Here is a 13,156-nt window from a genome sequence, read left to right on the forward strand (position 1 = left end):
GACCTGATCGCGGTCGCAAATGCGCGCGTGAGCGTCACTGGCCTGAACGAGCCTATGCTGGTGATGAAGCAGGGCCAATTAGTCACGGGGACGTGACCCTCGATCAGCCGTCGAGTTCTCTGCCACACTAGCGCCTGATGCCTGCTAAGTGCCAAGCGCCGCCTGGGCATTATTCGGTGTCTCTGGCCACCGTACGTCCGCAATAATTCCAAACGTCCGACGCCGCGGGCGAGGTCCATTCCCATGGCCCCCGGCACCCGCTTAGGGCACATGTCTCGCGCCGCGATAGGCGAAACCAGAGTGGCACTTGGTATCGCCTTGTTGGTCTTGCGGAGTGACAATTTCGAATAATTGCTTAGTCACCGATCAAAAGAACGAAACAGGTCACGTATTGGCCAGTTGACTCCTGATATGATACGCGCAATTATTCTTATATCGAGCAAATGCTCGACCGAATAAAAAGAGCGCAAAGCGCCGGCGGAAACGACCAAACGGAGGAATCCCATGAAACTTTTCAGAGGGTTGGCAGCGGCAGCGCTGCTGGCGTCGATGACGCTTGCGACCGGACCGGCCCACGCCCAGGCGCTTGCCGGCAAGAAAATCGGTCTCGCGGCTCGTGAAATTACCAACGACTACAACCGTGACATCAACGCAGGCGCGACAGCAGTGCTGCAGGCGGCCGGCGCGGAAGTCGTGGTCACGGATGGCGGAACCGACCCCCGCAAGCACAATGAGAATATCGAAAGCCTGATCAACTCGGGAGTCGCCGGAATCATCGTCCAACTGGGTGATCCACAGCAGCTTGCGCCCGTGGTGGCCAAGGCGACCGCCGCCGGCATTCCGGTGATCACGACGTCGATCGGCTCGAAGACAGAAGGCGCCATCGCTGACGTTGGCGGCGACGAAAGCCTGATGGCTGCCATGTTGGCGCGGACGCTTCTGTCCAGCATCGACTATCGGGGCAATATTGTCGGCTTCTGGGTGCCGGGCGCGCCGCTGCTCGAAACACGCAAGCGCGTCTTCGACGCCGTCGTGGCGGATTACCCGAATGTAAAGGTGCAGTGGGTTCCAACCGAACACAGCGCCGCTAAAGTACAGACGCAGATGGAAGATCTGCTGACGGCAAATCCTGAAAAAGGAAGCATTGCCGGTGTCTGGGGCGCCTATGATCTTCTGGTATCGGGCGCGGTCGAAGCCGTCCGCCGCTCCGGCCGCGACGAGATCAAGATTGCCTCGATCGACGGCGACAAGGTCGGCTTCCAGATGCTGCTCGACGAGGGCAGCCCGTTTGTGGCGACCGTGGTTCAGGACGTGCCGGCGATCGGACGTCTCGCTGCGGAATCCCTCGTTGCCGCCGTCGGCGGCAAGAAGGAGTTTCCGAGCGCGATCTTCACGGAAGTCTATGTCGCCACGCACGCCAATGGCGTAGCCGCGGCGGAGAAGCGCTGGGGACCCTCCTTCTGGGAAAACGGAATTGCCAAGGCCGACGTGGAAGGTCGCTGGCCACAGGACGGTGAACTCATCGTCGTACGGCCGGTTCTCCCCTGACGACACCTGGCTGGAGCGGCGCCTCCACTCCAGCCCTTCCTGGCCTGAGGGTTGAATTCATGTCGATTACAAGTCCCGCAGCGGTCTCCGCCGCGCCCGTCCGCACGGCTGTCGAGTGCCGCTCCATTCGCAAGTCGTTTCCAGGCGTGCTGGCACTCGACGACGTGTCCCTGTCAATCCGGCAGGTCGAAATCCATGCCCTGCTTGGGCAGAACGGCGCGGGCAAGTCGACGCTGGTGAAGATACTGACGGGCGTATACCAGCCGGACGAAGGACGGATCTTCATCGATGGCAAGGAGGTCCGCCTCCGCGATGTACGCGAGGCCGAGGCCAACGGAATCGCCATCGTCCATCAGGATCAGCCGCTCATCGCTCAGTTCGATGTGACGAGCAACGCGTTACTTGGCAACGAACTCGTTCGAATGGGCGGCCTGCTGGACCGCAAGGCCATGCGAACACGCGTCCAGGAGGCGCTCGATCGCGTCCAGGCTGATTTCTCCCCGGACACACTCGTCCGCGACCTTTCCGTTGCGCAGCGCGCACAGGTTTCGATCGCCGCAGCGCTCTTGCGCAAGCCCACCGCCCTCATCCTGGACGAGCCGACCGCCTCGCTGAGCGACAAGGAAGCGGAGCGCCTGTTCGGCATCATCCGAGCCCTCCGGTCGCAGGGCGTCACGATCATCTACATCTCCCACTATCTCGACGAGGTCCTGAATCTCGTCGACCGGATTTCGGTCCTGCGGGATGGGAAACTGGTGGCGACGGCCTCCGTCAGCGAGGTCGCCCGCAGCGACCTTGTCCGGATGATCGTCGGACGCGACGTCTCGCAACTCTATCCGAAAGAAAAAGTGGCAATCGGCGCGCCCTTGCTTGAGGTGCGCGGCCTAACACTCGGCTCGACGCTGCACGGCATCGATCTTACCGTTCGGCGGGGCGAAATTCTGGGTATTGCAGGTCTTGTTGGCGCGGGACGCTCCGAACTGGCGCTAACTCTCGTGGGCGCCCTTACCCGCGATGGCGGAACGGTCACCATCGACGGCAAACCGTCCAACCCGGCGGATCCACGGATCGCCAAGGAACACGGCCTCGCGCTGATACCGGAAGATAGACGCCACGAAGGGCTGATCGCCGATTTGGCGGTACGCGAGAACCTTACGCTTCCGAATATTTCACGCTGGGCCAGGTTCGGCCTGATCAACTTGCGCGAAGAGGCCGCCGCCGCGCGCGAACTGGTCACCCGCCTCGATATCCAACCCCCGTCGATAAAGCCCCAAATCCGAAATCTCTCCGGCGGAAATCAGCAGAAAGTGGTCGTTGGCCGATGGCTGACAGGCGAATCGCGGGTGTTCCTTTTCGATGAGCCGACAACGGGTGTCGATGTCGGCTCAAAAATCGAGATCTACCGGCAGATGGTGGAACTGGCGCGATCCGGCGCCGCCGTGATCTTCATCTCCTCGGATTTCGAGGAGATTTCGGCGATGTGTGATCGGACCGTGGTGATGCGCAAGGGCCGCATCAGCAAGGTCATCGTGGACCAGCAGGAGGCGACACCGGAGGCCCTGCTGTTCTGGGCGTCTGGCAGCGCGGAATCGGAAAAGGCGGAAAGAGCCGAGGCAGCAAGCGCGGACACCGAGAAGGCATCGAGCCGATCGGTCGCCAAGAGGGCCCTGTCCCGTTGGGGAACCGTGATCGGAATGTTGCTGGTGATCGGCGTGATCGCAGCCTTCGCGCCACAATTCATCGCACCCGGAAACATCTTCGACGTTTTGAAGCAGGGAAGCGTCCTGGCGTTCATCGCGCTTGGATTGACGGTGGTGCTGATCGCGGGCGGCTTTGACATGTCGTCGGGCGCCGCCAGCCAGTTTGCCGCCAACATTGCCGCCGGCACCTTGCTTGCCGGGTTTGGATCCACCGCGGCGATCGCACTGGGTGGCGCCATGGGGCTGGCCGTCGGCGTCGTCAACGCCGGCCTGGTGCTGATCCTGCGCATTCCGGCCTTCGTGGCGACATTGGGCATGATGTTCGTCATCATGGGTGCGACCTTGCTGTTCAATGGTGGCCAGGCGCTGACGCTCAGCAACATGCCTGGCTTTTTCTTTCTGGGCCAAGGCTATGTCGGGCCGGTGCCGTTCGTGTTCATCCTGCTGATGGGGTTCACCCTTGGGCTGCATGTCCTGCTCAGAAAGACCCGGCTTGGGCTTCGCATGTATGCGGTCGGCCAAAACGCGGCGGCGGCTTCGCTGCGCGGTGTCGGCCAGAGCCGCTATGCCTTTGCCTCCTTCGCGCTCGGGGGACTCGTTCTGGGGCTGGCTGGCGTCGTCCTCGCGGCCTACAGCTACGGCGCCTCCGCGATGGCAACCGGCATCGATTTCCTGATCAGCGCGCTGGCGGCGACCTTCCTTGGCAGCACCATTTCCCGCGCTGGTGAACTGGATGTCATCGGCACGGTCATCGCGGCGGTTTTCCTGGCGTCGCTTTCCAATGGCCTGATTCTGATGGGCGTCTCCAATCAGGCGTTGCCCGGAATACAGGGCATCGTGCTTGTGTTGTCGATTCTGCTCGGTCTGTCGCGCAAGCGCGGCATCGGGCAGGTCCTGATTTTCTGAGGGGACGCTCATGCAATCCGCAACCACCGTGAAACGCACCAGCGAACCGTTCCTGCTCGAACAGTTGCGAGCTTATGGACCGATCCTCGGCATGATCCTGATCCTGCTGGTCTTCTCTGTCCTGAAGCCGGCATTCCTGTCCGTTGCCAATATCGGCAATGTCCTGCATCAGAGCTCCATTCTCATCATCATGTCGTTTGGGCTGGCCGTCGTCATGGCGATGCGCGGCGTCGATCTGTCGATTGCGCAGATCGCCGATGCCGCCGGGCTTCTCGCGGCGGTCCTCCTTCTGCATGGACAGTCGCTCTGGATCGTTTTTACTGTGCCGATCTTCTTCGGGCTGTTCGCCGGCTTGGTGAATGGCCTGCTGGTTGCCTATGCCGGGGTTCCCGCGATCATAGGAACGCTGGGAATGATGTTCGTCATCCGGTCTGGCGAGTTGTTGATGACAAACGGCGCTGAACCGCAGATCCTGTTCACGCTGCCCCGCGGATTGACGCGCAACTTTTTCTTCGTCGGGCAGGGATCGATCGGTCCCTTTTCGGCGCTGGTCGTGCTCGCCCTGCTGGTGTTCGCCGCCATGATGGTGGTCACCCGTTTCACGACATTTGCCCGCCGCGCCCGGGCGGTTGGCGGCAATGCTCGCGCCGCCTATCTGGCCGGCATCAACATCCGGGCGGTGTTCGCCGGCGGATTCGTGCTGGCCGGCCTGCTGGCGAGCATCGCGGGCGTGGCGCTGGTCTCGCGCACCAGCATCGCGGTGCCGCGCGGTGCCGAGCCTTATTTGCTGGATGCCTTCGCCGCCGTCTATCTCGGCACTCTGCTCTCCAAGCGAGGCGATATCACGATCTGGGGAACCCTGCTCGGCGCCCTGTTCATCACATTCCTGAGCAACGGACTGACGCTTCTGGGGCTTGGCGCGCCGTATCGTTTCGCCTTGAACGGCGGGTTCATCCTGCTTGCCATGGCCATCGGCGCTTTGAAACGAAACAATTAGGGAGACACACATGAGCATGATCATCGACGCCCATAATCATCTCGGCGATCGTCCCGGGGCTCGACAGACTGGCGCGGAGCTGGTGGCAAAGCTTGACGTCGCCGGCGTCGACAAGGCCGTCGTATTCCCCTTCGTCGAAGGCAATTTCACCAATGATTTCGTCAAGAACGCCTTTGACGAATTCCCGGACCGGCTGATCCCGTTCTGCGCGGTCAACCCATGGGAAGCCAACGCAGCGGAAATCGTCCGGCACTGCATCACCGATTGGGGCTTCAAGGGATTGAAGCTTCATCCGACGATCAACGGATATCACCTGGCCGATCCGGAACTCGTCGATCCTCTCTTCAGGGTCGCCGACGAACTGGGCTTTCCGATCATCGTCCACGGCGCGAGCGATCTTTTCAACAGCCCGCCGGAATTCGCCCTCATGGCCGCGCGCTTTCCACGCGTGCCGCTCCTGATGGCCCATATGGGCTTCTTTTGGGCTGTTGAGCAGGCCATCGATTTTGCCAGCCAGTTCGACAATCTCTATCTGGAGACATCAAGGGCGCCGATCTTCGAGATCCAGACAGCCGTCAAGCGACTGGGCCCGGAGAAAGTCATATGGGGCACCGACTCGCCGTTCGTCGACTATGAGTTCGAATTCCAGAAGATGGAGCGGTCGACACCGGATCTCGGTGGCTATGGCTCGATCGTCGGTGGCAATATAGCTCGTCTTTTGAAACTCTGACGCTAGACATCGATCCGGCATCCGCACAAGTTGAAGGGTTTCTCGTGACGACGTCGATGGAACGGCCGGATCCGGCTGGAGAGCGAAGGCTGGACCTCGCCGCGCGTGCGGCCTGGCTCTATTATTTCAAGAGCCGGACCCAGGAACAGATCGCAACCGAGCTCAATGTTTCTCGTCAAATCGTCCAGCGACTGATCGCGCTGGCGAATTCCGAGCGCTTGATCCGGTTTCAGCTCGTGCACCCGCTAGCGGAGACAATTGAACTAGCCGAACGGCTCCGGGATCGGTTTGAGTTAGTCTATTGCGACGTGTGCCTGAACGAAAGCGGCAGCACGGAAGACGTCCCCTCCGTTGCTTCGCAGGCCACTTTCTACCTGGAGAACATCATCCAGCAGAAGGCGCCGTTGACCATCGGTATCGGCAGCGGCGGAGCGATGCGCGAGCTCGCTCGCCGGCTACCGCCTATGGATCGCCCGCAGCATCGTTGCGTTTCCCTGATGGGCAACCTGACACGGGACGGACGAGCAACCCACTATGACGTCGTGACCCGATTGGCCGAGCGGCTCAATGCCCAATGCTATCCGCTTCCCATGCCGGTCGTTACCAACACGATTGAAGAGAGGACCGTGCTGAAGGCGCAGTCCGGATATGGCGTTTTGCGTTCTCTCGTGGAGGAAGCAACGTTGCTGATCATGGGGATAGGCTATTGGGGAGCCGACGCGACCTTGTATCGCGACGGCTTCATCACAGCCGCCGAGACGGCTCAGGCGATGGAAGCCGGTGGCGTCGGAGAATTACTCGGCTGTGCCATCTCGGCGGAAGGTAAAATCATCGATGCGGATTACCATGACCGGCTGACCTCCTTCATCCGGACACAGCCCGCCGATCGGCCCACGACGATCGTCGCTTCCGGCGTCTCTCGCGCGCCGGCAATACGCGCCGCCCTTAAGGGAAAGCTAGCAAACTCTCTGATCACAGACGAGAACACTGCAAGACTTATTCTATATTCGGGCTGAGGTGCAGAAAAATTCTATTTATGATCTTCGTATCTTAGATATTTAAGTGCTAAAATGCACGGCGTAGACGGATTTTCGACCAATACGGACTGTATAGGGTCTGCTAGTTGTGCCGCGCAGTTGGTTGTTGAAGGGACAGAAATTTGAATGCGTTTGTCGTTGAGGTTCTCGACGAACACATTCGGTCGTCCGGTGGAACGCGGCTGAGACGCCAGCGCGCACAATACAGTAAGCGCTATCGCCGCCTATCCAAGGCTGTCATCTTGCGACGTTTGATCCGGTCACACGTCCGTTATCGTTGCTTGCTCTTCAGGAACTGCCAGTCCGCTCCCGGCCCCATATCGGATGCCCGGACACGCGCTTTGTGAGGTCTCCTATTGGCGCAAGGCAGACGAATTTCGGATGCGCGTGCCATTGCGCAAGGCCACGGAACGTCACGGACGCCGTGACCTCGCCACTTCAATGCGAGAATATGATCAATCGGCGCCGACCCAGCGCGCTGCGGCCTCCGCCGTATCCTGGGGACGGGTGTTGAAGGCGATCGCCGCCTTCGGAGCGCCCTTGTGGATAGCGTTCACGACCCGCTCAAAGAACGGCAACCCTTTGGGCGGGATGCGCAGGCCACCACCGATCACCACGCAATCATAATCCGCCTTCGCGAGTTGCGCGGCCAGCATGGCGATGCCGCTGTCGTCGGGCGCGATCATGCAGAGGTCTTTGTCCCAACCGCGCTCGCGCATGGACGTCTCCGCAACCTCGAATCCCTCGCGGATTTTTTCAGCATTGAAGCCGGGCGGCAGGGAGGGATCGGAAAAATCAACGGTTTCGGGCGTTTGCCCGACAAACAATACGCGCGTCATGATCAGGCTCCTTTGAGCGGGTTGGATAGAACGACGTTGTCAGCCGGGGCAACGAGCCTCTGGCGGAGGAAGTCGCTGATGGCGTTCACGGACTGTTCGGCGGCCACAAACTGGCCGAGGGAGGATTGGAACACATGCGGCATGCCCTCCCAGACCGATAGCGCAATCTCGACGCCCGCCGCCCGCGCCCGGCCGGCGTAACGGACGGAATCGGCGAGCAGCACTTCATTGTCGCCGACATCGATGCGAACAGGTGGCAGGCCCTCGAGATCTGCATGGAGCGGCGACGCCCTGGGGTTTGTGGGATCCTCGCCTTGGAGATACATGTCGGCGAAACCTTGGAGCACGCCGCGCGTGAAGATCGGGTCCGCCTCCGCTCGCGTCTCGAAGCTCTCGCCCGTGAGCGCCAGATCGGTCCAGGGCGACATCACCGCCGCACCGGCCGGAAGCACCGTGCCCTTGGTGTTGTCAGAGGCGAGGATCGACAGCAGCGACAGCGTCAGGCCGCCGCCCGCCGAGTCGCCCACGACCACGATCCGTTCGGCCCCTTCCGCGACCAGACCGCGATAGGCCGCGACGACATCGTCGATGGCGGCCGGGAACGGATGCTCGGGCGCGAGGCGATATTCGGGGACGAAGGCATTCGCGCCGACGCGCGCCGCGATCTGGCCCGCGAAATGGAGGAACGCCTCTGCCGAGCCGAGCACGTAACCGCCGCCGTGGATGTAGAGCATGTGCGCGTCCGCTCGCGCATTAGCCGGCCGTAGCCAGAAGCCCGCAATCCCGCCAACGGTCGCGGCCTCAACCTGCACATCCGCGGCGGCGGCCGTGGCGGCAATCATGGCGTCGAACATCGGCCGCGCCTCGGGACCGAGCGGCTCGCCCTTATGGGCCGAGGCAGCCTCGCGCATCGCGGCGACAGCCGGAGCGTCGTCGGGCGATAGAGGTTGGATTGTCACGACGGCAGGTCTCTTTCCTGGGGGGCGAGGGGTTCAGACAGTCGTCCATTGGGCGGCGGCTTCCCTGGCGAAAGCGGCATAGGAGCGCGGGGCATGACCGAGCAGCTTGGTCAGGCGCGCGAGGTCGTCCGCGGCCGCCACCGCGCCTTCCGTCTGATAGCGGCTGAACATCAGGCGCAGGTCGAGCGCGTGCCAGGCGGGGAGCATGGTCTTCAGACGTTGCTCCATGATGGCGAGATCGTCACCGCCATAGCGAACCGGGCGTCCGAGCGCTTCGCTCCAGATGGCCGCAATCCCTTCGCCCGTCAGGCCGTCGGGGCCAACCAGGGCGTAGGTCTCGCGGCCAAGCGGTGCCGCAGCCTGCTCGCGGCGGACCAGTTCGATGGCAGCGGCCTCGCCGATGTCGCGGATATCGACCATCGAGACGCCCTTCGCGCCAATCGGTGAGCCATAGACGCCGGCCTCCAGAAGTCCGTCCTTCTGGCGCAGATCGTTCTGGATGAAATAGGCCGGGCGCAGGATCGTCGCCGGCAGATCGAGCGCCTCGATCATGCGCTCGGCCGTATATTTGCCGGCGAAATGTGGCACGTCGGCATAGGCGTCGCCGCCGAACACCGAGAGATAGACGATGCCCTTGACGCCGGCCTCACGGGCGACCGTCAGCGTCAGCATGGCTTGTGTCAGTTCATCCGCGACATTCGGGGCGAGCACGAACAGCGTGCTGACGCCTTCGAGGGCCGCGCGCACCGAATCCGGGTCGGCGAGGTCGCCGCGGACCGCCATCAAGCCAGCGGGGAGCTGCGCCGTTTCTGGCGAGCGCGTCAACGCGCGGATATCGACGCTCAGACCTTGAAGATGCGCCAGTACCTGCGCCCCGATCGTCCCCGTACTGCCCGTGACGAGAATGGTCATGGCGAAATCTCCTCTGGAGGGTAAAGTTGCCGGTGATCACCGCGGCCGTGCCGGCTTTCACAGGCCGGCTCTCGATCCGGCACCGGCGGCAAGTTCTTCGAAATAGCTGCCCAGTGTGCGCGGCTCGCGGCCCAGAATGGCGGCGAGCGTCAGCGCGCTACCGCGCAGACCAATGCGATCATAGTGGTCGAACATCGGGCGCAGCGCCTGCGTATTGCCAGGAAGCGTGCCAGGATCCATCCGTTGGGGCACAATCTCGCGGCCCAGCACCTCGCCGATAAGCGCTGCAACGTCATGCCGATTCAGCCATCCGGTGGCGCACAGCTCGAACGTTCCATACAGAAGCCGATCCTGCGTCAACGCGATCGCGGCCGCTTCGGCGACATCGCGATAGTCGACCCGGCTGAAGCGGGTGTCATTCGACCAAGGCTCGGCGACGACCCCGGTCCTGACGATCCCGTCCCAAGCCCCGGCAAAGTTCTGAAACAGCACGGTCGGATGCAGGAAGGTGTATTCGAGCGCCGAATTGAGGACCGCATTCTCGACCGGCGCCTTCAGCGCGTGGTTGGGAAGGCCGCTCAACACCGGATGAATGACCGATGAGAACACGAAGCGGCGAACGCCGGCCGCGATCGCCGCATCGACAAAGGCGTTGCCTATGGTAGCCTCTTCGGGAAGCGCAACCGGTGCGATGTAGAAGACGCGATCAACGCCCCGAAGAGCGGCGGTGACGCTCGCACGGTCGGTCAGATCGCCGAGCACGACGTCCTGCGCACCTGCCCTGCGAACGGCAGGCTCGTCGCGAGCGTGATGGATCATCGCGCGGATCTTGGCGCCTCGGTGCGCCAATTCGGGAACGACGAGCCCGGCGAATTTACCGCTCGCGCCCACGACCAAGATTGTCTCGATCATCAGGTCAATCCTCGCGTTTCGGTGGCGAGACTATGCTGTCGCATGCCGAGATCGTTGCACCTAGGTTTAGTTTGTCGTGGATATTGGACAGACTGTGCCGATAAGTGCGACAATGCGGCATGTTCGACATCAACTCCTTGCAGATGTTCGAGAAGGTCGCGTCGCTGAAGAGCTTTACGGCGGCGGCGCGCGCGCTTGGCATGCCGAAATCCAACGTCAGCCGCGCGATCGCCCGGCTGGAGGCGCAACTCGGAACCCGATTGTTCCAGCGGACCACGCGCGACGTCGTACTGACACCGACAGGGCAGGCGCTGCTCGAACGCAGCACCGATATCATCGCAAATCTCAGGGATGCGTTGGACTATGTCCGCAGCCTCGCGGGGCAGCCGCGCGGTCTGCTGAAGATCAGCGCGGGCGTTGGGTTCGGCGTCAATGTGCTCGCCGAGCAATTGCCTGGATTCCTTCTGCTCTATCCCGATATCGAAATCTCGCTGGATCTCGACAGCCGCCCCGCCGACCTCGTAGCGCAGGCGGTCGATGTCGCGGTCCGCATGGGGCCGCTGCCGGATTCGGGGATGGTCGTGGTGAAGCTCGGCGAGATACGCCGCTATCTTTGCGCCGCCCCCTCCTATCTTGAGCGCCGAGGGAGACCGTCATCGATCGACCATCTTGCGGGACATGAGACGATCGATATGCCGGGCCCGGATGGCAGGGCGAGGCCCTGGACCTTTTCCCGGGGAAAGGAGACCGTGCGCGTCGAAGTCAAGCCGCGCCTCTCGGTCAATGAAGCGCTCACCATTCACCGCTTGGTTGCCAACGGTGCCGGATTGGGACTCTTGAGCGGCTATATCTGCGCGCCGCAGATCCTAGCGGGTCAGCTTGTCGATATATTGCCGGACTGGTCCCCGCCGGCTGTCGAGGTCAACCTAGTGTTCCCAAGCCGCCGCGAACTGTCGCCTGTCGTGCGCGCCTTCGTCGACTATATGAAGGAAGCGAGCCGTCCTGGAAGCCTATGGATGAAAGATACGCTGACCTTGTAGAAAGTCTCGTTGTTGTCAGAGGTAAAGCGAGACATAAAAACTCAACGCTGATCCACTGCCAATCAACTCCCGTCACGACTCTTCGAATTCAAGATGGGAGATCGCGCAGAAGATGTAGGTCATCTTTGTCATGACTGACCAGATAATCAATGTATAACCGAAATGTCTTACCATGCGCGCAGTCCGCCGCCACCGACTGGCAATCGCTGCAGAAAATGTCTCATTTGCCAGCGCATGCGGACGCCTCCGGCAGCGCGCCAGAACGGCCGCAAAAGGGCGAGAGGCCAATGCAGCCTTATGGCCTGGCGGCTTTCGGGTTTTCCGCGTGTAGCTGCCAGTGACTGAATTGGGCGCGTCGGCCGAAGGTCGGCTTTCTTAGTGTGTGGGCCAGAACTGGGCAATCGGCAGTCGGCCCAATCCGGACGATAGATGGGGTGGGCGCCTTGCCAAACCAGTTGTGGCAGTTTTCACCACTTTTGCCATGAGTTGATGGAGCGCCCTTCGGCGGCCAGTGTCGGCGCTGTTGATCGGGAGACGCTTATACGGCGCGCCGCATATCCGGTGCACTCCACCGTGTCACTCCGGGACCGCACATTGGGCAGCAAAAAGGCCAAGCGCTATAGCTCAACGCGGAAACGATAACGGTCGGCGCGATAGGTCACGACAGCGAACTCGACTGGCAGGCCGGCGGTTGACTTCGCGATTCTCGTCACCACCAGCACAGCGGACGCCGGCTCGACATCCAGGAGTTGCGCGATTTCCTGGCTAGCCAGATTGGCCTCGATGAATTCGACGCCGCCGGAAATCTCGATGCCCAGATTCTCGCGCAGCCAGGCATACAGCGAGCCGCCGGCAAGCAGCGCCTCGGTTGGCGGCGCCATCGCGCCGAACACGTCGGGCCGGATCCACGACACCGAATAGCCCATCAACCGGTCATTGGCGCGCAGCAGGCGATCCGACCGGAACGGCTTGTCGGATGACGCCAGCCCCAGCGCCTGCGCGGCCTCGCCGCTCGACTGGCTCCAGCCGGCCGACAGCACCTCGAAAGACGGCTTCAGGCCACGCAGCTGCATGTCCTCGGTGAAGCCACGGATCTGGTTGACGGGCTGGTCGACGCGGCCACCCAGAACGATCGAGCCGACGCCGGAACGACGGGTGATCAAGCCCTCCTGGACCAGCTTGTTCAGCGCGGCGCGCGCGGTCGTGCGACTGACCTCGAAGACTTCGTTGAGGTGGGCCTCGGTGGGCATGGCGTCGCCGGCCTGGAATTCACCCTCGACGATCGATTGCCGAAGGATACCGGCGATCTGAAACCATTTCGGCGCGCCCTCATCCGAAAGCCGTGCTGCGTTCCAGCTCATCGTGCCCCTGATAATGTAATGACAATTGTCAGATCTACCATTTCGGCATCGATGCCCGCAAGGGCTGGGGACCCGGCGCTCTGGAATCGCGCGGGCTGGGATCTACACGGAAACGCAGGATGTCGCTCAGGCAGTAGTCATAATGGCTAGTTTATAGGCCGAATTATATCCAGCTATCTTTTTGCGCAAATCGGGCTTGCCAAATGTAATTACAT

General features: G+C 61.9%; 11 protein-coding genes. 6 read left to right on the top strand and 5 right to left on the bottom strand.

The window, feature by feature from the left end; all coding sequences use genetic code 11:
* Positions 1–504: 504 nt before the first annotated feature.
* From ABIE08_RS19970 to ABIE08_RS19990, 5 genes are read left to right on the top strand one after another with little or no spacing between them, the layout of a single operon-like run.
* Entirely contained in the window at positions 505–1,548 is a 1,044-nt protein-coding gene (locus ABIE08_RS19970) for a sugar ABC transporter substrate-binding protein (protein WP_354553584.1), read from the top strand.
* A 59-nt stretch (positions 1,549–1,607) separates the two neighbouring features.
* Entirely contained in the window at positions 1,608–4,154 is a 2,547-nt protein-coding gene (locus ABIE08_RS19975) for an ATP-binding cassette domain-containing protein (RefSeq protein ID WP_354553585.1), read from the top strand.
* A gap of 10 nt (positions 4,155–4,164) precedes the next feature.
* Positions 4,165–5,151, top strand: a complete 987-nt coding sequence (locus ABIE08_RS19980; RefSeq protein WP_354553586.1) for an ABC transporter permease — start codon at positions 4,165–4,167, stop codon at positions 5,149–5,151.
* Positions 5,152–5,161: 10 nt separating this feature from the next.
* A complete protein-coding gene (locus ABIE08_RS19985; protein WP_354553587.1) occupies positions 5,162–5,881 on the top strand; it encodes an amidohydrolase family protein in 720 nt (239 codons plus the stop codon).
* A gap of 44 nt (positions 5,882–5,925) precedes the next feature.
* A complete protein-coding gene (locus ABIE08_RS19990) occupies positions 5,926–6,897 on the top strand; it encodes a sugar-binding transcriptional regulator (RefSeq protein WP_354553588.1) in 972 nt (323 codons plus the stop codon).
* 476 nt (positions 6,898–7,373) lie between these two features.
* Here the strand turns inward: ABIE08_RS19990 and ABIE08_RS19995 are convergent, their stop codons facing one another.
* The 4 genes from ABIE08_RS19995 to ABIE08_RS20010 form a co-directional block, all read right to left on the bottom strand.
* Positions 7,374–7,757, bottom strand: a complete 384-nt coding sequence (locus ABIE08_RS19995) for a hypothetical protein (RefSeq protein WP_354553589.1) — start codon at positions 7,755–7,757, stop codon at positions 7,374–7,376.
* Positions 7,758–7,759: 2 nt separating this feature from the next.
* On the bottom strand, positions 7,760–8,611 hold the full coding sequence (locus ABIE08_RS20000; RefSeq protein WP_354553590.1) for an alpha/beta hydrolase: 852 nt from the start codon (positions 8,609–8,611) through the stop codon (positions 7,760–7,762).
* A 138-nt stretch (positions 8,612–8,749) separates the two neighbouring features.
* On the bottom strand, positions 8,750–9,628 hold the full coding sequence (locus tag ABIE08_RS20005; protein ID WP_354553591.1) for an NmrA/HSCARG family protein: 879 nt from the start codon (positions 9,626–9,628) through the stop codon (positions 8,750–8,752).
* 57 nt (positions 9,629–9,685) lie between these two features.
* Entirely contained in the window at positions 9,686–10,540 is an 855-nt protein-coding gene (locus tag ABIE08_RS20010; protein ID WP_354553592.1) for an NmrA family NAD(P)-binding protein, read from the bottom strand.
* Between the two features lie 119 nt (positions 10,541–10,659).
* On the opposite strand from ABIE08_RS20010, the gene ABIE08_RS20015 reads away from it, so the two are divergent.
* Complete coding sequence (locus ABIE08_RS20015) at positions 10,660–11,580, top strand: LysR family transcriptional regulator (protein ID WP_354553593.1); 921 nt, start codon at positions 10,660–10,662, stop codon at positions 11,578–11,580.
* A 617-nt stretch (positions 11,581–12,197) separates the two neighbouring features.
* Here the strand turns inward: ABIE08_RS20015 and ABIE08_RS20020 are convergent.
* Positions 12,198–12,941, bottom strand: a complete 744-nt coding sequence (locus ABIE08_RS20020) for a GntR family transcriptional regulator (protein ID WP_354553594.1) — start codon at positions 12,939–12,941, stop codon at positions 12,198–12,200.
* Positions 12,942–13,156: the final 215 nt, after the last annotated feature.

The sequence above is a fragment of the Kaistia defluvii genome, assembly GCF_040548815.1.
GTDB lineage: Bacteria > Pseudomonadota > Alphaproteobacteria > Rhizobiales > Kaistiaceae > Kaistia > Kaistia defluvii_A.

Bases quoted from the DNA above. Each gene is read 5' to 3' on its own strand.
- ABIE08_RS19970 (WP_354553584.1), top strand. From the start codon at position 505: ATGAAACTTTTCAGAGGGTTGGCAGCGGCAGCGCTGCTGGCGTCGATG.
- ABIE08_RS19975 (WP_354553585.1), top strand. From the start codon at position 1,608: ATGTCGATTACAAGTCCCGCAGCGGTCTCCGCCGCGCCCGTCCGCACG.
- ABIE08_RS19980 (WP_354553586.1), top strand. From the start codon at position 4,165: ATGCAATCCGCAACCACCGTGAAACGCACCAGCGAACCGTTCCTGCTC.
- ABIE08_RS19985 (WP_354553587.1), top strand. From the start codon at position 5,162: ATGAGCATGATCATCGACGCCCATAATCATCTCGGCGATCGTCCCGGG.
- ABIE08_RS19995 (WP_354553589.1), bottom strand. From the start codon at position 7,757: ATGACGCGCGTATTGTTTGTCGGGCAAACGCCCGAAACCGTTGATTTT.
- ABIE08_RS20000 (WP_354553590.1), bottom strand. From the start codon at position 8,611: ATGTTCGACGCCATGATTGCCGCCACGGCCGCCGCCGCGGATGTGCAG.
- ABIE08_RS20005 (WP_354553591.1), bottom strand. From the start codon at position 9,628: ATGACCATTCTCGTCACGGGCAGTACGGGGACGATCGGGGCGCAGGTA.
- ABIE08_RS20010 (WP_354553592.1), bottom strand. From the start codon at position 10,540: ATGATCGAGACAATCTTGGTCGTGGGCGCGAGCGGTAAATTCGCCGGG.
- ABIE08_RS20015 (WP_354553593.1), top strand. From the start codon at position 10,660: ATGTTCGACATCAACTCCTTGCAGATGTTCGAGAAGGTCGCGTCGCTG.
- ABIE08_RS20020 (WP_354553594.1), bottom strand. From the start codon at position 12,941: ATGAGCTGGAACGCAGCACGGCTTTCGGATGAGGGCGCGCCGAAATGG.